The sequence below is a fragment of the Streptomyces sp. CY-1 genome (genome assembly GCF_047218265.1).
In the GTDB taxonomy this organism is placed as follows: Bacteria; Actinomycetota; Actinomycetes; order Streptomycetales; family Streptomycetaceae; genus Streptomyces; species Streptomyces niphimycinicus.
The window spans coordinates 3,967,126-3,985,492 of sequence record NZ_CP178393.1 but is presented as its reverse complement, the minus strand read 5'-3'; the positions used below and the strand labels follow the sequence as shown (position 1 = coordinate 3,985,492).

At 71.0% G+C, this 18,367-nt stretch carries 16 protein-coding genes; 14 read left to right on the top strand and 2 right to left on the bottom strand.

All coding sequences use genetic code 11. From position 1 onward, the window contains the following. The first annotated feature begins 222 nt into the window (after window positions 1-222). The 12 genes from ACK1X7_RS17385 (at window position 223) to era (ending at window position 13,674) form a co-directional block, all read left to right on the top strand. Window positions 223-1,314, top strand: coding sequence for a nitronate monooxygenase (locus ACK1X7_RS17385; protein ID WP_390793296.1), 1,092 nt, complete (start codon window positions 223-225; stop codon window positions 1,312-1,314). Continuing rightward, on the top strand, window positions 1,311-2,054 hold the full coding sequence (locus tag ACK1X7_RS17380) for a 16S rRNA (uracil(1498)-N(3))-methyltransferase (protein ID WP_385155007.1): 744 nt from the start codon (window positions 1,311-1,313) through the stop codon (window positions 2,052-2,054). The genes ACK1X7_RS17385 and ACK1X7_RS17380 overlap by 4 nt, the downstream gene beginning before the upstream one ends. A 244-nt stretch (window positions 2,055-2,298) precedes the next feature. Beyond that, a complete protein-coding gene (locus ACK1X7_RS17375; protein ID WP_390793297.1) occupies window positions 2,299-2,898 on the top strand; it encodes a hypothetical protein in 600 nt (199 codons plus the stop codon). A 77-nt stretch (window positions 2,899-2,975) separates the two neighbouring features. Then, entirely contained in the window at window positions 2,976-3,335 is a 360-nt protein-coding gene (locus ACK1X7_RS17370) for a histidine triad nucleotide-binding protein (protein ID WP_385155001.1), read from the top strand. Window positions 3,336-3,338: 3 nt separating this feature from the next. Beyond that, complete coding sequence (locus ACK1X7_RS17365) at window positions 3,339-4,259, top strand: ribonuclease Z (protein WP_390793298.1); 921 nt, start codon at window positions 3,339-3,341, stop codon at window positions 4,257-4,259. Window positions 4,260-4,453: 194 nt separating this feature from the next. Further along, the gene (locus ACK1X7_RS17360) at window positions 4,454-5,545 is read left to right on the top strand and encodes a PfkB family carbohydrate kinase (protein WP_208516553.1); all 1,092 of its coding nucleotides are present in this window, start codon (window positions 4,454-4,456) and stop codon (window positions 5,543-5,545) included. A 193-nt stretch (window positions 5,546-5,738) separates the two neighbouring features. After that, window positions 5,739-6,743 carry a PhoH family protein gene (locus ACK1X7_RS17355; protein WP_385154995.1) on the top strand — a complete coding sequence of 335 codons (1,005 nt, stop codon included), beginning with the start codon at window positions 5,739-5,741 and terminating at the stop codon, window positions 6,741-6,743. Window positions 6,744-6,755: 12 nt separating this feature from the next. Next, window positions 6,756-7,253 (top strand): rRNA maturation RNase YbeY, encoded by a 498-nt coding sequence (gene ybeY, locus ACK1X7_RS17350; RefSeq protein WP_385110519.1) that lies wholly within the window; start codon window positions 6,756-6,758, stop codon window positions 7,251-7,253. After that, window positions 7,250-8,560, top strand: coding sequence for a hemolysin family protein (locus ACK1X7_RS17345; RefSeq protein WP_385154992.1), 1,311 nt, complete (start codon window positions 7,250-7,252; stop codon window positions 8,558-8,560). Before ybeY ends, ACK1X7_RS17345 begins: the two co-directional genes overlap by 4 nt. A 497-nt stretch (window positions 8,561-9,057) precedes the next feature. Next, window positions 9,058-12,036 carry a beta strand repeat-containing protein gene (locus ACK1X7_RS17340; protein ID WP_413115306.1) on the top strand — a complete coding sequence of 993 codons (2,979 nt, stop codon included), beginning with the start codon at window positions 9,058-9,060 and terminating at the stop codon, window positions 12,034-12,036. Window positions 12,037-12,248: 212 nt separating this feature from the next. After that, complete coding sequence (locus tag ACK1X7_RS17335; protein WP_385142265.1) at window positions 12,249-12,599, top strand: cytidine deaminase; 351 nt, start codon at window positions 12,249-12,251, stop codon at window positions 12,597-12,599. A 118-nt stretch (window positions 12,600-12,717) separates the two neighbouring features. Further along, window positions 12,718-13,674: a GTPase Era gene (gene era / locus ACK1X7_RS17330; RefSeq protein ID WP_385142262.1), complete on the top strand. Its 957-nt coding sequence runs from the start codon at window positions 12,718-12,720 to the stop codon at window positions 13,672-13,674. 89 nt (window positions 13,675-13,763) lie between these two features. Here era and ACK1X7_RS17325 read toward each other — a convergent pair whose 3' ends face one another. Both ACK1X7_RS17325 and ACK1X7_RS17320 read right to left on the bottom strand, forming a co-directional pair. Then, window positions 13,764-14,030 carry a protealysin inhibitor emfourin gene (locus ACK1X7_RS17325; protein WP_385142259.1) on the bottom strand — a complete coding sequence of 89 codons (267 nt, stop codon included), beginning with the start codon at window positions 14,028-14,030 and terminating at the stop codon, window positions 13,764-13,766. A 27-nt stretch (window positions 14,031-14,057) separates the two neighbouring features. Further along, entirely contained in the window at window positions 14,058-15,167 is a 1,110-nt protein-coding gene (locus tag ACK1X7_RS17320) for a M4 family metallopeptidase (protein WP_413115305.1), read from the bottom strand. 335 nt (window positions 15,168-15,502) lie between these two features. On the opposite strand from ACK1X7_RS17320, the gene leuA reads away from it, so the two are divergent. Beyond that, window positions 15,503-17,299 (top strand): 2-isopropylmalate synthase, encoded by a 1,797-nt coding sequence (gene leuA, locus ACK1X7_RS17315; RefSeq protein WP_390793301.1) that lies wholly within the window; start codon window positions 15,503-15,505, stop codon window positions 17,297-17,299. A 215-nt stretch (window positions 17,300-17,514) separates the two neighbouring features. Beyond that, window positions 17,515-18,225, top strand: a complete 711-nt coding sequence (locus tag ACK1X7_RS17310) for a TerB family tellurite resistance protein (RefSeq protein ID WP_059146351.1) — start codon at window positions 17,515-17,517, stop codon at window positions 18,223-18,225. The last annotated feature ends 142 nt before the right edge of the window (window positions 18,226-18,367 follow it).

Below are 18,367 nucleotides of genomic sequence, written 5' to 3'. Positions count from 1 at the left end.
TCGCGCTTGAAGGACGCGTTCAACGGGCGGTAGGCGCGCTCCGGCCGGGGGTACGGGGGTTGTCCCCCGGGGGAGTGCGGTAAGCCGGGGCAGCAGGGGCTGTTCTCGCGGCTGAAGGACGCGTTCAACGGACGGTAGGCGCTTCCGGGCCGCGATACGGCCCGTGAAGGGCGCCGCTGATCCGGTGGTGAGCCCCTACGGAGGGCATGGCACGATGTGGCCATGTCCTCCGCGCTGACCGATCTCTACCGGTACCCGATCGTGCAGGCGCCGATGGCGGGTGGAGCCTCCTGCCCGCAGCTCGCCGCCACTGTCTCCGAGGCCGGTGGCCTCGGTTTCCTCGCTGCCGGCTACAAGACGCCGGAAGCGATGTATGAGGAGATCAAACAGCTCCGAGGACTGACCGGCCGGCACTTCGGTGTCAACCTGTTCATGCCGCAGCCGGCCAACGCCGACACGGCCGCCGTCGGGGCCTACCGGGCGCGGCTCACGGGCGAGGCGGCCTGGTACGAGACTCCGCTGGGCGACCCGGACGCGGGCACGGACGACGCGTACGACGCCAAGCTCGCGGTGCTCCTCGACAACCCGGTTCCGGTCGTCTCGTTCACCTTCGGCTGCCCGACCCGCGCGGTCCTCGACGCCTTCGCCAAGGCGGGCACCCGCACGATCGTGACCGTGACCTCGCCCGTCGAGGCGCAGACCGCCCAGTGGGCGGGCGCCGACGCCGTCTGTGTGCAGGGCGTGGAGGCCGGTGGCCACCAGGGCACATACAGCAATGACCCGGCCGTCGACGGGATGGGCGCCGGGCTCGGTCTGCTGTCGCTGATCACGCTGGTCCGTGAGTACGTCCAGATCCCGATCATCGCGGCGGGCGGGATCATGCGCGGTTCGCAGATCGCCGCGGCGCTGGCCGCGGGCGCGGTCGCGGCCCAGATGGGGACCGCGTTCCTGGTGTGCCCCGAGTCCGGGGCGAACGCCCTGCACAAGCAGGCGATGACGGATCCGCTGTTCGGCCGGACCGAGCTGACCCGCGCCTTCTCCGGCCGCCCGGCCCGGGGCCTGGTCAACCGCTTCATGCGCGAGCACGGCCCGCACGCGCCCGCCGCCTACCCCCAGTTGCACCATATGACGTCCGGCCTCCGTAAGGCGGCCGCCAAGGCGGGCGATCCGCAGGGGATGGCACTGTGGGCCGGGCAGGGGCACCGGCTGGCGCGCGAACTGCCCGCCGCGCGGCTGGTGGAGACGCTCGTGGTGGAACTCGACGCCGCGCGGGCCGAGTTGGGCCTTCAGGCCCAGCGGGGTGCGGTGTCGTGACCGCCCCGGTGTTCGTGGCCGACTCCCTGGCGGGTGCGGCCGCGGGGGCCCGGGTCTGGCTGGAGGGCCCGGAGGGGCGCCACGCGGTGTCCGTAAGGCGGCTGCGCGTCGGTGAGCCCGTGGTGCTGACGGACGGCCACGGTACGGGCGTCCAGGGCACCGTGGCGGCCGTCGAGGGCAAGGACCGGCTCCAGATCGCGGTGGACGAGGTGCGCCAGGAGGCGGCCCCGGACCCGAGGATCACCGTCGTCCAGGCGCTGCCCAAGGGCGACCGGGGCGAACTGGCGGTGGAGACCATGACGGAGACCGGTGTGGACGCCGTCGTTCCGTGGTCGGCGTCCCGCTGCATCACCCAGTGGAAGGGCGAGCGCGGCCTCAAGGCGCTCGGCAAGTGGCGGTCGACCGCACGCGAGGCGGGCAAGCAGTCCCGTCGGCTGACCTTCCCCGAGGTCCCGGACGCGATGACGACCAAGCAGGTTGCCCTGCTTCTCGCCGAAGCCGCGTTCGCGGCCGTGCTCCACGAGGAGGGCGGTGAACCGCTGGCGAGCGCCCAACTGCCCGCGAACGGCGAGATCGTGCTGGTCGTCGGGCCCGAAGGGGGCGTATCCCCCGAGGAGTTGGCGGCCTTCGCCGAGGCGGGCGCGCGGCCGTACCGGCTGGGCCCGAGCGTGCTGCGCACCTCCACGGCCGGAACGGCGGCCGCCGCGCTGCTGCTCGGCCGCACCGGCCGCTGGGGATGAGAGAGGCCCCTCTGGGATGAGGGCCCCTTCCGGGATGAGAGGGCCCTTCGGGGGTCTCTTCGCGCTTCTGTGCGCCCGTACCTGGCCGAGGACGGCCTTCCGGTAGACGTCGGCCGATGGGAACCTTTCCCCTATGGGGGTATTGAGCCAGGCAAGGCGGAGACGGACGCTCCTGTCCGTCGCGGCGGTCGGCGCGGCGGTCGCGGTGACGGCGTGTGAGCCGACGGGCGGCGGTATCAGTTCCGTGACGGTCGCGATCACCACGGACAAGGTCGGCACGGAGGCGCTGGAGCGGGGCGGGGTCGGCGTCCGCTGGATGAGCTGCAACGCCGAGTTCAAGAACGGCCATACGGCCGGTGCTTCGCCCTCGGGGAGCGAGCGGTCCGGGGAGACCGACGCAACGGTGGACTGCCACGGCAGGACCGACAACGACAAGGACATCAGGATCAAGGGCCGGGTGACCTATGTACGGGCGGATCACTGCGTCCGGGGCGATGTGACCGGCCAGGTGGACGGCCATAAGGTCTTCGAGGCGCAGGTGATCGGGGAGTGCCAGGGCGGCGGCCCGGACACCGACAGCCCCCGGCCGACCTTCAGCCACTCGTGGAACCGCCCGACCACGGAGAGCCCTCAGCCGACCCGCAGCCACCCGTGGGACCACCGGACCACCGACGCCCCCCAGCCGACCCGCAGCCACCCGTGGGACGGCCCGACCACGGAGAGCCCCCAACCGACTCGCAGCCACCCCTGGGACCATCCGACCACCGAGGGCGGCGCCGGTCAGGCCGGTACCGGGGACGGCGCCGGTAAGGACGGTACCGAGGGCGGCAGTCAGGGCCAATAGGCCGCGATCTCTCCCGCCGGCAGGGGCTCCCGGTACCATCCGGACCGTATGTGCCGACGATCCGTAAGGAGCCACCGGTGGCGGGAGAACCGCAGGCCGACTGCCTGTTCTGCAAGATTGTCTCGGGGGAGGTGCCGGCCACCGTCGTCCGCGAGACGGACACCACCGTCGCATTCCGCGACATAAACCCCCAGGCACCCACCCATATCCTGGTGATCCCCAAGGTGCACTACCCGGACGCGGCCTCCCTCGCGACGGCCGAACCGCGGGTCGCCGCGGATGTGCTGCGCGAGGCGGGCGTGGTCGCCGTCGATGAGAAGCTCGTCGAGACGGGCTACCGCGTGGTGTTCAACACCGGCTCCGGCGCCGGTCAGACCGTCTTCCACGCCCATGCCCACGTCCTGGGCGGCCGCGGGCTCAACTGGCCCCCCGGATAACCCTTGTCCGCACGGGAACTGATCGTCCTCGGCACCGCCAGCCAGGTGCCGACCCGGCACCGCAACCACAACGGCTATCTGCTGCGCTGGGACGGCGAGGGGCTGCTGTTCGACCCCGGTGAGGGCACCCAGCGCCAGATGCTGCGGGCCGGGGTCGCCGCCCATGACATCGACCGGATCTGTGTCACGCACTTCCACGGGGACCACTCGCTGGGCCTGGCCGGGGTGATCCAGCGGATCAACCTCGACCGGGTGCCGCACCGGGTGACCGCCCACTACCCGGCGAGCGGACAGCGGTTCTTCGAGCGGCTGCGGTACGCGACCGCCTACCGCGAGACGGTGGCGCTGACCGAGGAGCCGGTCGCCGGTGACGGCGCGGTGCTGGCCCGCACGCCCGCGTACACGCTGGAGGCGGCCCGGCTCTCGCACCCCGTCGAGTCGTACGGCTATCGCCTGACCGAACCGGACGGCCGCAGGATGCTGCCCGAGCGGCTCGCCGCGTCCGGCGTCCGCGGGCCGGACATCGGCCGGTTGCAGCGGGAGCGGGCGCTGGAGATCGAGGGGCGTACGGTCACGCTCGAAGAGGTCAGCGAGGTGCGCCGGGGGCAGCGTTTCGCGTTCATCATGGACACCCGGCTGTGCGAGGGCGTCTCCGCGCTGGCTCAGGGGTGCGATCTGCTGGTCATCGAGTCGACCTTCCTGGACGAGGAGGAGGCGCTGGCCGTCGAGTACGGGCATCTGACCGCCGGGCAGGCGGCCCGGGTCGCGGCCGGGGCGGGGGTGCGGCATCTGGTGCTGACGCACTTCTCGCAGCGCTACGGCGATCCGTCCGACTTCGAGCGCCAGGCGCGGGCCGCCGGGTTCGAGGGGGAGCTCACGGTCGCCGAGGACCTGATGACGGTGGCGCTGCCCAAACGGCGCTGAGGGGGCGTACGGGGACCGAAGGGGCGGCGCACCGCGCCGGGGCGCGCCGGCCCGGCAAACGCCCCGAGGGGGTGACGCTTGCCGGTCCCCGGCCCGTTGTCCGTGCCATCGTGCACACTGTCCGCACCCGCATCCGACGATGGAGGCGGACCGGTCAGACCTGGGAGAGCGCGGTGACGACACACAACGGCGACATGCTCACAGCGGGTTACCCCCTGCTCGACCCGCTCGAGGCGGTTCGCCGGCCCGGTGACCCGGCGTGCGACGTCTATCTCACCGGCACCGTCTTCCTCGACATCATCTTCACCGGTCTGGACACCGCCCCCGTCCGCGGCACCGAGTCCTGGGCCCGCGGCATGGGGTCGAGCCCCGGCGGCGTCGCCAATATGGCCACCGCCCTGGCCCGGCTCGGCCTGCGTACCTCGCTCGCCGCCGCCTTCGGCGACGACCACTACGGGGACTACTGCCAGGACGCCCTGGACCGCGGCGAGGGCATCGATCTCTCGCTCTCCCGCACGATCCCCGGCTGGCACTCCCCGGTGACCGTCTCGATGGCCTACGAGGGCGAGCGGACCATGGTCTCCCACGGCCATGAGGCCCCGCCGCCCGAGGAGCCCGCGCCCAGTTGCCCGCCCCCGGCCCGGGCCGCCGTGGCCTCCCTGGTGCCCGGCCGCGGCCAGGAGTGGGTCGCCGAGGCGGCCCGCCGCGGCAGCAGGGTCTTCGCGGACGTCGGCTGGGACGACACCGGCCGCTGGGATCCGGCCGACCTCGCCGAGCTGGAGCACTGCGAGGCGTTCCTGCCCAATGCCGAGGAGGCGATGCGCTACACCCGCACCGACTGCCCGCGCGCCGCCGCCCGGGCCCTCGCCGATCTGGTCCCGCTCGCCGTCGTCACGCTCGGCTCCGAGGGGGCGTACGCGGTCGACGGCCGCACCGGCGAGACCGCCGAGGTGCCCGCGATCTCCGTGGAGGCCCTGGACCCGACCGGCGCCGGGGATGTGTTCGTCGCCGGTTTCGTCACCGGCACGCTCGCCGACTGGCCGCTCGCCGACCGGCTGGCCTTCGCCGGGCTGACCGCCGCGCTGTCGGTGCAGGAGTTCGGCGGCTCGCTCTCCGCGCCCGGCTGGGTCGAGATCGCCGCCTGGTGGCAGCACGCCCGCTCATACGACGACCAGCCCGGCCGCGCGCTGCGCCGCTACGCCTTCCTCGACCGGCTGCTCCCGGCCGCCGCCCGCCCCTGGCCGCTGCGCCGGGCCGTTCCGACGATCGGTTTCCGCCAGGCGTAGCGCCGGGGTCCCGGCCGAGGCCCCGGCCCCCGGGACGGCCGGGCGCGGGAGCCCCAGGTGGGTGAGGTGATGAGTGGCTGAGGAGGAAAAGTGCTCGGGTCTTGTCGGTGCTCCGTCGTACCCTTGTAGCCAAGGTTGTCGAGCGGCGAGAACCCTTGTGCCAGGAGGTAGAAGCAGGCCAGAGAGCCGGCCCATGACGCAACCAACCACAGCACCGCAGGCGCATGCGCAGTTCACGGTCCCGAACAAGCACCCCATGGTCATGGTCCTGGGATCTGGTGACTCGCTGCTGCGTGTGATCGAGAACGCGTTCCCGGCGACCGATATCCACGTACGGGGCAACCAAGTCAGCGCCACCGGGGATCCGAAGGAAGTCGCCCTGGTCCAGCGTCTGTTCGATGAGATGATGCTGGTGCTCCGCACCGGTCAACCGATGACGGAGGATGCGGTGGAGCGCTCGATCTCCATGTTGCGCGCGGCCGAAAATGGAGAGGGCACAGGGCAGGAGACGCCTGCCGAGGTGCTCACCCAGAACATCCTCTCCAACCGCGGCCGCACCATCCGTCCCAAGACGCTCAACCAGAAGCGCTATGTCGACGCCATCGACAAGCACACGGTCGTCTTCGGCATCGGCCCCGCGGGCACCGGCAAGACCTATCTGGCCATGGCCAAGGCGGTCCAGGCGCTACAGTCCAAGCAGGTCACCCGGATCATCCTCACCCGGCCGGCGGTCGAGGCGGGGGAGCGGCTCGGCTTCCTGCCCGGCACCCTCTACGAGAAGATCGACCCGTATCTGCGACCGCTCTACGACGCGCTGCACGACATGCTCGACCCCGACTCCATCCCGCGCCTGATGGCCGCGGGCACGATCGAGGTCGCGCCGCTGGCGTATATGCGCGGCCGGACGCTCAATGACGCGTTCATCATCCTCGACGAGGCCCAGAACACGAACCCCGAGCAGATGAAGATGTTCCTCACCCGGCTCGGCTTCGACTCCAAGATAGTGATCACGGGCGACATCACCCAGATCGACCTCCCGGGCGGGACCAAGAGCGGTCTGCGCCAGGTGCGGGAGATCCTGGACGGTGTCGAGGACGTTCACTTCTCGATGCTCACCAGCACCGACGTGGTCCGTCACAAGCTGGTCGGCCGTATCGTCGACGCATACGACCAGTACGACAGCCGCAACGGAAAGTAATCACGAACCCCCATGGCGATCGACGTCAACAACGAGTCCGGTACCGATATCGACGAGCGGGCTGTGCTCGACGTCGCCCGCTACGCGCTGGCCCGGATGCGTATTCACCCGCTCTCCGAGCTCTCGATGATCGTCGTCGACGCCGACGCCATGGAGCAGCTTCACATCCAGTGGATGGACCTGCCGGGGCCGACCGATGTCATGTCCTTCCCGATGGACGAGCTGCGCCCGCCGGCCAAGGACGACGAGGAGCCCCCGCAGGGCCTCCTCGGGGACATCGTGCTCTGCCCCGAAGTGGCCAAGAAGCAGGGGGAGGAGGCGCCGACCGGGCACTCCATGGACGAGGAGCTCCAGCTCCTCACCGTCCACGGCGTCCTCCATCTCCTCGGCTATGACCACGAGGAGGCGGACGAGCGCGCCGAGATGTTCGGCCTCCAGGCCGCCATCATCGACGGCTGGCGCGCGGAGCAGGGCCTGACCGGCCCCTCCCCGGCCCCCACCGTCCGATGAGCGCCCAACTCGTCACCGCGACCGTCCTGCTGGTCGTGGTGGCCTGGCTGGCGGCCTGCGCGGAGGCCGGTCTCGCCCGCACCACCCGGTTCCGGGCCGCGGAGGCCGTGCGCTCCGGGCGGCGCGGCAGCGCCAAGCTGATGCTCGTCGCCGAGGATCCCACCCGCTATCTCAATGTGGCGCTGCTGGTCAGGGTCGCCTGCGAGGTCGCGGCGGGCGCGGTCGTCACGTTCGCGAGTCTGCGCGAGTTCGACGAGACCTGGAAGGCGCTGACCGTCGCGATCGGCGTGATGGTCCTGGTGTCGTATGTGGCCGTCGGCGTCTCCCCGCGCACCATCGGCGCCCAGCATCCGCTCAACACCGCGACCGTCGCCGCCTATGTGCTGATCCCCCTGGCCCGGGTCATGGGCCCCATCCCGCCGCTGCTGATCCTCCTCGGTAACGCGCTCACGCCCGGCAAAGGCTTCCGTAAGGGCCCGTTCGCCTCCGAGGCCGAGCTGCGCGCCCTGGTGGACCTCGCCGAGCAGGAGTCGCTGATCGAGGACGAGGAGCGGCGCATGGTCCACTCCGTCTTCGAGCTGGGCGACACCCTGGTGCGCGAGGTGATGGTGCCGCGCACCGACCTGGTGGTCATCGAGCGCTTCAAGACCATCCGGCAGGCCCTCACCCTGGCGCTGCGCTCCGGCTTCTCCCGGATCCCGGTCACCGGGGAGAACGAGGACGACATCGTCGGGGTGGTCTACCTCAAGGATCTTGTCCGTAAGACGCATATCAACCGCGAGGCCGAGGCCGAGCTGGTCTCCACCGCGATGCGGCCCGCCACCTTCGTCCCGGACACCAAGAACGCGGGCGATCTGCTGCGCGAGATGCAGCAGGAGCGCAATCACGTCGCCGTCGTGATCGACGAGTACGGCGGCACGGCCGGCATCGTCACCATCGAGGACATCCTCGAGGAGATCGTCGGCGAGATCACCGATGAGTACGACCGTGAGCTGCCGCCCATCGAGGACCTGGGCGACGGCACCCACCGGGTGACCGCCCGGCTCGCCCTGGGCGACCTGGGCGAGCTGTACGGCACGGACCTGGAGGACGAGGACGTCGAGACGGTGGGCGGGTTGCTCGCCAAGGCGCTGGGCCGGGTGCCGATCGCGGGCGCCACGGCCGAGGTCGACGTCCCCGAGGGTGGCGTCGACCCCGCGCTCAAGGCGCTGCGGCTGACCGCCGAATCCCCGGCGGGCCGCCGCAACCGCATTGTCACGGTGCTGGTCGAGCCGGTCCGCGAGACCGCCGCGGCCGAGCCGGAGTAGCCCTGTAACAGCCCCCACACACCCGCGACGCGGCCCCGCCCACACCCCGTGGGCGGGGCCGCGCCGTCATGCCGCGAAACCGGGGCCGCACATGCCGTGAAACCCGGGCCGCGCCGTCATGCCCAGAAACCGGGGCCGTACCGTCATGCCGCGAAACCCCGCCCCGCCGCGCGCCCGTGGCACGCGCCGGGGCGCGGCATCCGCCCGCGCGACAGCGGCTGTCGCGCCAGCGCATCGGCAACGCGCGGCCCGCGCTGCGCCATACGAGTGGAATAGCCGTCCGCTCCCTGGCCCATCTGGCGTAGGCACCCGCTTACTTGCAGATACCGACTGGTGGGTCGCCCATACCTCTGTCGGGGGACAGTCGGCTTGTCTTGCTTGACGTAGACAGGTCGGCCGTATGGGCACCCCCGCGCAGAGGCCATGGCTCCGCGCGGCATGTGCCGCGCGGAGCCGGGCGGCTCATCTCCCTGAGATCAGGAAAGGGCGGCCGCTCCATGTCCACCACTGTGGTGACCTCCACGCCGAATCCCTCCGTCTTCGGCCAGACCGTCACCTACACCGCCACCGTCACCGGCATCACCTCCGGGACTCCTCCGTGGGGCGACGTGACCTTCACCATCGCCGGTGGCCCGACCCTCGGACCCGTAACGCTCACCCAAACCGGGGTCGACTCCGGCACGGCCAGTGTGACCGATTCCACCCTCGCCGTCGGCTCCCACCTGGTCACGGCGAACTTCGTCAACTCCAGCGATCCGGTCGACAATTCGTCCGGCACGACCATCCAGCAGGTCAATCAGTCGGCGACCACCACCACCGTCACCTTCGTGCCGCCCGCGCCCGTCTGCGGGGAGACCGTGACGCTGACCGCCAACGTGGCGGCGGTGCCCCCGGGCACCGGCACACCCACCGGTACGGTCACCTTCATCATCAGCGCGGACGGGCCCGCGGTGACCGGGGCCCTGGACGCCGCGGGGAACGCCTCCGTCACCGTCCCCGCCCTGAGCGTGGGCACACACCAGGTCGCCGCGTTCTACAACGGCGACACCAACTTCGCCGCTTCCAACTCGCCCTTGACGCCGCTCACCATCAACCCGGCGGCCTCGACCACGACCCTCACCGTGTCCCCCGCCGCGCCGGTCTGCGGTGAGGAGGTGACCCTGTGCGCCCAGGTGGCGGTCGTCGCGCCCGGCACCTGTACCCCGACGGGCACGGTGACGTTCGCCATCGACGGTGTTCCGTTCGTCGTCGGCGCGCTCGACGCGAGTGGCCAGGTGTGCGTGACGGCCGACATTCCGGTGGGGACACACACCGTGACCGCCACCTACAACGGCAACGGGAATGTCGCGGGCTCGACCGACACCGAAGCGGTCACGGTCGGCCAGGGAGCCTCGACCACCACGGTCACGGTGTCCCCGGCCGCACCGGTCTGCGGTGAGACGGTCACCATCTGCGCCCAGGTGACGGTGTCGCCGCCGAGCACCTGTGCGCCCTCGGGCACGGTGACCTTCGTGATCACCGGCGGTCCGACCCTGACGGGCACGCTGGACGCGACCGGCCAGGCATGCGTGATCACCAATGCCATCCCGGTCGGCAGCCACACCGTGACCGCCACCTACGAGGGCGACACGGGCGTCATGTCCTCGACCGGAACCGGCTCCGTCACGGTGAACCAGGCGTCCTCGACGACCGCCTTGACCATCACGCCCAGCACGGTGTCATGCGGCGAAACGGTCCTTCTGTGCGCGCAGGTGACCACGACGCCGCCCGGCACCTGCCTTCCGACCGGAACGGTCACCTTCGCGATCGCGGGCGGTCCGACCCTGACCGCGGTCGTCGACGCGACCGGCCAGGCATGCGTGACCACCAGCGCCATCCCGCCCGGCACCCACGCGGTGACGGCCACCTACTCCGGTAACACCGGCGTCGCCGGTTCGTCCGCCACCGGGTCCGTCACGGTCAACCAGGGCGTCTCGACCACCGCGCTGACCATCACGCCCGCCTCTCCGGTGTGCGGCCAGCCGGTGACCCTGTGCGCGCAGGTGACGACGAATCCGCCCGGTACCTGTACTCCGACCGGAACCGTGACGTTCACGATCGCGGGTGGTCCGACGCTGACCGGGACGTTGAACGCCAGTGGTCAGGCGTGCGTGACGACCAGTGCGATTCCGGTGGGCACGCATGCGGTGACGGCCACGTACGGGGGGAACACCGGCGTCGCGGGCTCGTCGGTCTCCGGCTCCGTGACCATCGGCCAGGCCGCGTCCACGACCGCGCTGACCATCGCGCCCGCCTCTCCGGTGTGCGGCCAGTCGGTGACCCTGTGCGCGCAGGTGACGACGAATCCGCCCGGTACCTGTACTCCGACCGGAACCGTGACGTTCACGATCGCGGGTGGTCCGACGCTGACCGGGACGTTGAACGCCAGTGGTCAGGCGTGCGTGACGACCAGTGCGATTCCGGTGGGCACGCATGCGGTGACGGCCACGTACGGGGGGAACACCGGCGTCGCGGGCTCGTCGGTCTCCGGCTCCGTGACCATCGGCCAGGCCGCGTCCACGACCGCGCTGACCATCGCGCCCGCCTCTCCGGTGTGCGGCCAGTCGGTGACCCTGTGCGCGCAGGTGACGACGAATCCGCCCGGTACCTGTACTCCGACCGGAACCGTGACGTTCACGATCGCGGGCGGTCCGACCCTGACCGGAACGCTCAACGCCAGCGGCCAGGCATGCGTGACGACCAGTGCCATTCCGACCGGCACGCATGCGGTGACGGCCACCTACGGGGGGAACACCGGCGTCGCGGGCTCCTCGGCCTCCGGATCCGTCACCATCGGCCAGGCGACCACCACGACCGCGCTCACCTCCTCGCCGAACCCGTCCGCGCCCGGCCAGAACGTGACCTTCACGGCCACCGTGAGCCCGGTGCCGCCGGCCACGGGCACGCCGACCGGGACCGTCACCTTCGTGATCAGCGGCGGGCCCACCCTCACCGGCACGCTCAACGCCTCCGGCGTGGCGACGGCCAGCACCAACACCCTCACCACCGGAGCGCACACGGTCACCGCCACCTACAACGGCGACACCTGCTTCGGCTCCTCGACCTCACCGACGATCACCCAGAACGTGGTCGCGGCGCCGGTCGGGACCACCGTGACCGCCACCCCGGCCACCATCCGGCTGCGGTTCAACGGCACGCTGATCATCCCGACCCTGAGCGCGACGCTGAGGGACGCGTCGAACAACCCGGTCCCCGGCCAGACCCTCACCTTCGTCGCCAACTCCCTGGTGGGCCCGATCGCGCTGGGCAGCGCGATCACCAACGCCAGCGGTACGGCGACGCTCAGCAGTGTGACGGTCCCGCCGACCATCCTCACCGCCTCGACCTACACCGCCTCCTTCGCCGGTGCCCCGGGCCTGAGCCCGTCGTCGGGCTCGGCCTCGCTGACCTTCCAGCCGACGCCGATCCTCCCGTAAGGGCCGACCGCAAGGCCCTGACCGCAAGGCCCTGACCGCAAGGCCCCGACCGTAAGGGCCTGAGCACACCCGCACAGGGCGAGTCGCCCGCGCCGGGCCGCCGCACAGCGGCCCGGCGCGGGCCGCGGTGTGCCCGGGGACGGTCCCGGGACCGGCTCCCCGGCCACCCACCGGCGGCAGCGCCGGTCAACGCCCCGCATATGCTCGTCCGCATGAGCGAAGCAGCGCAGTTGGACCCCGAAGACCGCAAGATCATCACGCTGGCCCGCTCCGCGCGGGCCCGTAACTCCGTGGCGGAGGGCGCCGCCGTCCGCGATGAGACGGGGCGTACGTATGTCGCCGGGACCGTGGCCCTCGACTCGCTGAAGCTGAGCGCCCTGCGGACCGCCGTCGCCATGGCCGTGGCGAGCGGTGCCACGTCCCTGGAGGCCGCGGCCGTGGTGACCGAGGCGGAGAGCGCGTCGGACGAGGACCGCGCGGCCGTACGGGACCTCGGCGGGCCCGGGACGCCGGTGCTGCTGGCGGGCCTGGACGGCACCCTGCGGGCCACGCTGTCAGCCTGACCCACCGGCGGTCGTACGGGGCCGGGACGACTGGTCGTACGGGGCCCGGGACGACCGGTCGTACAAGTCGCGGGACGACTGGTCCGAGCGGGCCGGGGCATCGGGGAGAATGGGGTCCATGACTGCCGGTACCTCCCCGTCCCCGACCGAGCTGCGGGAGACCCCGCACCGCTCGGGCTTCGCCTGCTTCGTCGGCCGCCCCAACGCGGGCAAGTCGACCCTGACCAATGCGCTGGTGGGGACGAAGGTCGCGATCACCTCGAACCGTCCGCAGACCACCCGCCACACCGTCCGCGGCATCGTGCACCGCCCCGAGGCCCAGCTCGTGCTCGTCGACACCCCCGGTCTGCACAAGCCGCGCACCCTGCTCGGCGAGCGGCTCAACGATGTCGTGCGCACCACCTGGGCCGAGGTCGACGTCATCGGCTTCTGCCTGCCCGCCGACCAGAAGCTGGGCCCCGGCGACCGCTATATCGCCACCGAGCTCGCGGGGATCAAGAAGACCCCCAAGGTCGCGATCGTCACCAAGACCGATCTGGTCGAGTCCGAGCAACTGGCCCAGCAACTGATCGCCATCGACCGGCTCGGCACGGAGCTGGGCATCGAATGGGCCGAGATCATCCCGGTGTCGGCTGTCGGCGACAAGCAGGTGGGCCTGCTGGCGGATCTGCTGGTCCCGCTGCTGCCCGAGGGCCCGGCGCTCTACCCCGAGGGCGACCTCACCGATGAGCCCGAGCAGGTCATGGTGGCCGAGCTGATCCGGGAGGCCGCCCTGGAGGGCGTACGGGACGAACTGCCGCACTCCATCGCGGTGGTCGTGGAGGAGATGCTGCCCCGCGAGGACCGCCCCGCGGACCGGCCGCTCCTGGACATTCACGCCAACCTCTACATCGAGCGGCCCAGCCAGAAGGGCATCATCATCGGCCCCAAGGGACGCCGCCTCAAGGAGGTCGGCACCAAGTCCCGCAAGCACATCGAGGCGCTACTGGGTACGCCGGTTTTCCTCGACCTTCATGTGAAGGTCGCCAAGGATTGGCAGCGCGATCCGAAGCAACTGCGGAAGCTGGGCTTCTGAGCCGGGCCCACGCCGCTACGGAAGCTGGGGTTCCGAGCCGGGCCCACGCTGCTACCGAAGCCGGGCTTCTGAGCCCCCGTTGAGCGCCCCTACGCGCCTTCCTTCAGCACCGTGCGGATCAGTTCCCGCTGGGCGTCGCTCAGATGGGGGTCCGCGGCGTGGACGGTGCGGCCGTCGACGGTGATCTCGTACTGGAAGCCGTCGGGGACGCCGCGGGCCGCCGTGATCTGGTCGGTCTCGACGGCCTGGTGGGCCAGGGCGTCCAGATGCGTGGCGTCGGGCCGGCCGGTGGTGTCCAGCTCGGCCCGGCGCTCGATTCCGGCGAAACCGCCGGTGCGGATGACGGAGATGCGCATGGCTCCATCACTACCCGATGGTGTGCCCTATCGCGCGCCCACGCGGGCCCGCAGATCGGTGATGCCCACCCCGGCCCACGCCTCCTGCACCGCCGTCTGCTCCTCGCCCTCGCCGTAGCGGGCGTGCGCCGCGGCGACCGTAAGGTGCGCGAAGTCGGCGAACTCCGCGTCGGAGGCCAGATCGCCGCCGGTCAGCACGTCGAACCAGATCTGACCGGCGCGCTCCCAGGCATTGCCGCCCAGGGCGGTGGCGGCGAGGTAGAAGGCGTGGTTGGGGATGCCGGAGTTGATGTGGACGCCGCCGTTGTCACGTGAGGTGCGGACGTAGTCGTCCATCGTGCCCGGCTGCGGGTCCTTGCCCAGCACATCGTCGTCGTACGCCGTGCCCGGGGCCTTCATGGAGCGCAGGGCCACTCCGGTGACCCGGTCCGTCAGCAGCCCCGCGCCGATCAGCCAGTCGGCCTGCTCGGCGGTGTGGCCGAGCACATGCTGCTTGACCAGTGAGCCGAAGACGTCGGACAGCGACTCGTTGAGCGCCCCGGACTGGCCGAAGTACTCGAGGTTGGCGGTGTACTGCGTGACGCCGTGGGTCAGCTCGTGGGCCATGACGTCGACCGGGATGGTGAAGTCCAGGAAGACCTCGCCGTCCCCGTCGCCGAAGACCATCTGCTCGCCGTCCCAGAAGGCGTTGTTGTAGTCCTCGCTGTAGTGGACGCTCGCGTTCAGCGGCAGGCCGGAGTCGTCGATCGAGCGCCGGCCGTACGCCTTGAGGAAGAGCTCGAAGGTCGCGCCGAGCCCGTCATAGGCGCGGTTCACCGAGTCGTCGCCGCTCGCCTGGCCGCCCTCGCCGCGCACCTTCTTCCCCGGCAGCGAGGTCTTGCGGTCGGCGTCGTAGATGGTGCGCTCGGGCTTGTCGGCGGGCGCGGCGGCCCGCGCGGCGGGGACCCCGCGCACGGTGGTGATCCGGCGGCGGGTGCGCTGGAGGGCGTCGTGCTCCAGGGTGCGGCGGGCGAGAGTGGCCAGCGAGGGGTCCTCGGCATGGGACAGCTTGTCGAGGACATGCGGCGGCACGATCGTGCAGAAGGTGCCGCGGCGGTGACTGCGGGCCTGCGCGGAGGCATTGGCGTTGGCGTCCATGGCTGGCAATGTCGCACCGTGTGAGGTGGGTGTCACGCCTTGCGGTCGTGATTGCTGAAATCGAGTGGAAGATGTGTATTCCTCCGCGGACCATGTTTCGGTCCGCATGGTGATACGGGTTCCGCCGCGCCGGTGGGTCTCGGTTAGGCTGCTCGGCATCATGCGTTTCGGGCTGCTTCTTCTTAGCTGCCGCGGCGAGGGCCTGTAGTCGTAGGCCGACCCCCTCCCCGCGGAGTTCGGCGTTGCAGTGATCACGCCCTGTCGGCCGCCCCGGGACTACCGCGACAGCGGATTCGTCCCGTGGACAGCGGATTACCCAAGGAGCCCCGCGCACCATGACGACTCACTCCGATACGCCCGGCCATTCCCAGACCTCCCGTAGCGCCGTCGGGCGTCCCACGCCCCTCACGGCCGCGACCGTCACCCAGCGCCCCTCCGGTATGCCGATCCATAAGTACGGCCAGTACGAGGCCGTCGACATCCCGGACCGCACCTGGCCGGACAACCGGATCACCGTCGCCCCGCGCTGGCTGTCCACCGATCTGCGGGACGGCAACCAGGCGCTGATCGACCCGATGTCCCCGGCCCGTAAGCGCGAGATGTTCGACCTGCTGGTGCGCATGGGCTACAAGGAGATCGAGGTCGGTTTCCCCTCCTCCGGCCAGACCGACTTCGACTTCGTACGGTCGATCATCGAGGAGGGCGCGATCCCGGAGGATGTGACGATCTCCGTCCTCACCCAGGCGCGCGAGGAGCTGATCGAGCGCACCGTGGAGTCGCTGCGCGGGGCGCACAAGGCCACCGTGCACCTGTACAACGCCACCGCGCCCACCTTCCGCCGCGTCGTCTTCCGCGGCACCCGGGAGCAGGTCAAGCAGATCGCGGTGGACGGCACCCGGCTGGTGGTGGAGTACGCCGACAAGATCCTCGGCGATGAGACGGTCTTCGGCTACCAGTACAGCCCGGAGATCTTCACCGACACCGAGCTGGACTTCGCGCTGGAGGTCTGCGAGGGCGTCATGGACGTCTGGCAGCCCGAGGAGGGCCGCGAGATCATCCTCAATCTGCCGGCCACCGTCGAGCGCTCGACCCCGTCCACCCACGCCGACCGCTTCGAGTGGATGTCGCGCCATCTGTCCCGGCGTGAGCACATCTGCCTGTCGGTGCATCCGCACAACGACCGCGGCACCGCCGTCGCCGCCGCCGAGCTGGCGATCATGGCCGGGGCGGACCGGATCGAGGGCTGTCTGTTCGGGCAGGGCGAGCGCACCGGCAATGTCGACCTGGTGACGCTGGGCATGAACCTGTTCTCCCAGGGCGTCGACCCGCAGATCGACTTCTCGCAGATCGACGAGATCCGCCGCACCGCCGAGTACTGCAACCAGATGGAGATCCACCCGCGCCACCCCTACGCGGGCGATCTGGTCTACACCGCCTTCTCCGGCTCCCACCAGGACGCCATCAAGAAGGGTTTCGAGGCGCTGGAGGCGAGCGCCGCCGAGCAGGGCAAGACGGTGGACGAGGTCGAGTGGGCGGTCCCGTACCTGCCCATCGACCCCAAGGACGTCGGCCGCTCCTACGAGGCCGTGATCCGGGTGAACTCCCAGTCCGGCAAGGGCGGCATCGCCTATGTCCTGAAGAACGACCACAACCTGGACCTGCCGCGCAGGATGCAGATCGAGTTCTCCAAGACGATTCAGGCCAAGACCGATGCCGAGGGCGGCGAGGTCACCCCGGCCCAGATCTGGGCGGCCTTCCAGGACGAGTATCTGCCGACCGACGACAACCGGTGGGGCCGGATCGCGCTGAGCAGCGCGCAGACGTCCACCACCAGTGAGGGCACCGACGCGCTCACCGTCGAGGCGGTCGTGGACGGTGCCGAGACGGTGCTGACCGGCACCGGCAACGGCCCGCTGGCGGCCTTCTTCGACGCTCTGGCCTCGATCGATGTGGACGTACGGCTGCTGGACTACTCCGAGCACACGCTGAGCGAGGGCGCCGCGTCCCAGGCCGCCGCGTACATCGAATGCGCGATCGACGGGCAGGTGCTGTGGGGTGTCGGGATCGACGCCAACATCGTGCGGGCCTCGCTCAAGGCGGTCGTCTCCGCGGTGAACCGGGCGCGCCGATGATTTTTCAGATGCGTGGATGATCTCTCATCCGGCGGATCCGGCGGGTCCAACACCCCGTTGACCTTGTCACCCACACGGGCCCCGTTCACCAAGCGAGGTGGGCGGGGCCTCGGGTTTGGCCTGTTGTCTCCGTTCGGGGTACTGACGTCACATCATGGATGTGGCTAGCATCACGTCAACGCGGCAACGTGGCCGAAGCGTTATGGAGGTGTGACGTGGTGCACCGGCGAGCCCGCCGTGACCGGGACCTGTGTGTGGTAGGCGTGCGCACTCTGTGGCGGACCGTCGGCGATGGTGAGTTCTTCTGCCCGGAATGCGGAGGTGACCGCAACTTCCGCCGCCGTACCGGCCGCCGTCGCATCGTGGTGCTCGGCCTGCCCGTGCTGCCGCGCGGACCGGTCGCGCCCATCGTGGAATGCGCGGCCTGCGGCAGCCGCTACGGCACGGAGGTCCTCGACCACCCCACGACCATCCGCTTCTCCGCGATGCTCCGCGACGCGGTGCACACCGTGGCCCTCGCGGTCCTCGCCGCGGGCGGCACCGAGGCGACGGCGGTCCGGCAGGTCGCGGTCGGCGCGGTGCGCGCCGCCGGGTTCGCCGATTGCAGCGAGGACCAGCTCCTCGCGCTCATCGAGGCCCTCGCCGCCGACACCGGGCGGCTCCCGGGCGCGTGCGGCGAGCGCGACGGCCTGGACCCGTGCGGTACGGCGCTGGCCATCGAGCTGCATGAGGCCCTGGAGCCGCTGGCCCCGCATCTGGCCCCCACCGGCCGGGAGGCCATCCTCCTCCAGGGCGCCCGGATCGCCGTGGCCGACGGCCCGTACCGCCCGGCCGAGCGCGCGGTGCTGGAGACCGTCGGCCGGGCCCTGATGATCTGCCCGGACGACACGGCCCGGCTGCTGGCCGCGACGCGGGCGGCGTTCTGAAGTAGGCAGCGGCGTTCTGGAGTAGTTACAAGGGCGGCGTTCTGAACCGGAGATTCCGGTTCGCCTCCCTACTCCCCAGGGAGTAACCGGCCCCCTCCCGCCCCCGGCGCAGTAGCCGCCATCTCCGCCGCCGGCGCGACGT

Excerpts from the sequence above, each read along its gene's own strand:
- ACK1X7_RS17385 (WP_390793296.1), top strand. The coding sequence starts at position 223 with ATGTCCTCCGCGCTGACCGATCTCTACCGGTACCCGATCGTGCAGGCG.
- ACK1X7_RS17360 (WP_208516553.1), top strand. The coding sequence starts at position 4,454 with ATGCTCACAGCGGGTTACCCCCTGCTCGACCCGCTCGAGGCGGTTCGC.
- ACK1X7_RS17355 (WP_385154995.1), top strand. The coding sequence starts at position 5,739 with ATGACGCAACCAACCACAGCACCGCAGGCGCATGCGCAGTTCACGGTC.
- ybeY (WP_385110519.1), top strand. The coding sequence starts at position 6,756 with ATGGCGATCGACGTCAACAACGAGTCCGGTACCGATATCGACGAGCGG.
- ACK1X7_RS17345 (WP_385154992.1), top strand. The coding sequence starts at position 7,250 with ATGAGCGCCCAACTCGTCACCGCGACCGTCCTGCTGGTCGTGGTGGCC.
- ACK1X7_RS17340 (WP_413115306.1), top strand. The coding sequence starts at position 9,058 with ATGTCCACCACTGTGGTGACCTCCACGCCGAATCCCTCCGTCTTCGGC.
- ACK1X7_RS17335 (WP_385142265.1), top strand. The coding sequence starts at position 12,249 with ATGAGCGAAGCAGCGCAGTTGGACCCCGAAGACCGCAAGATCATCACG.
- era (WP_385142262.1), top strand. The coding sequence starts at position 12,718 with ATGACTGCCGGTACCTCCCCGTCCCCGACCGAGCTGCGGGAGACCCCG.
- ACK1X7_RS17325 (WP_385142259.1), bottom strand. The coding sequence starts at position 14,030 with ATGCGCATCTCCGTCATCCGCACCGGCGGTTTCGCCGGAATCGAGCGC.
- ACK1X7_RS17320 (WP_413115305.1), bottom strand. The coding sequence starts at position 15,167 with ATGGACGCCAACGCCAATGCCTCCGCGCAGGCCCGCAGTCACCGCCGC.
- leuA (WP_390793301.1), top strand. The coding sequence starts at position 15,503 with ATGACGACTCACTCCGATACGCCCGGCCATTCCCAGACCTCCCGTAGC.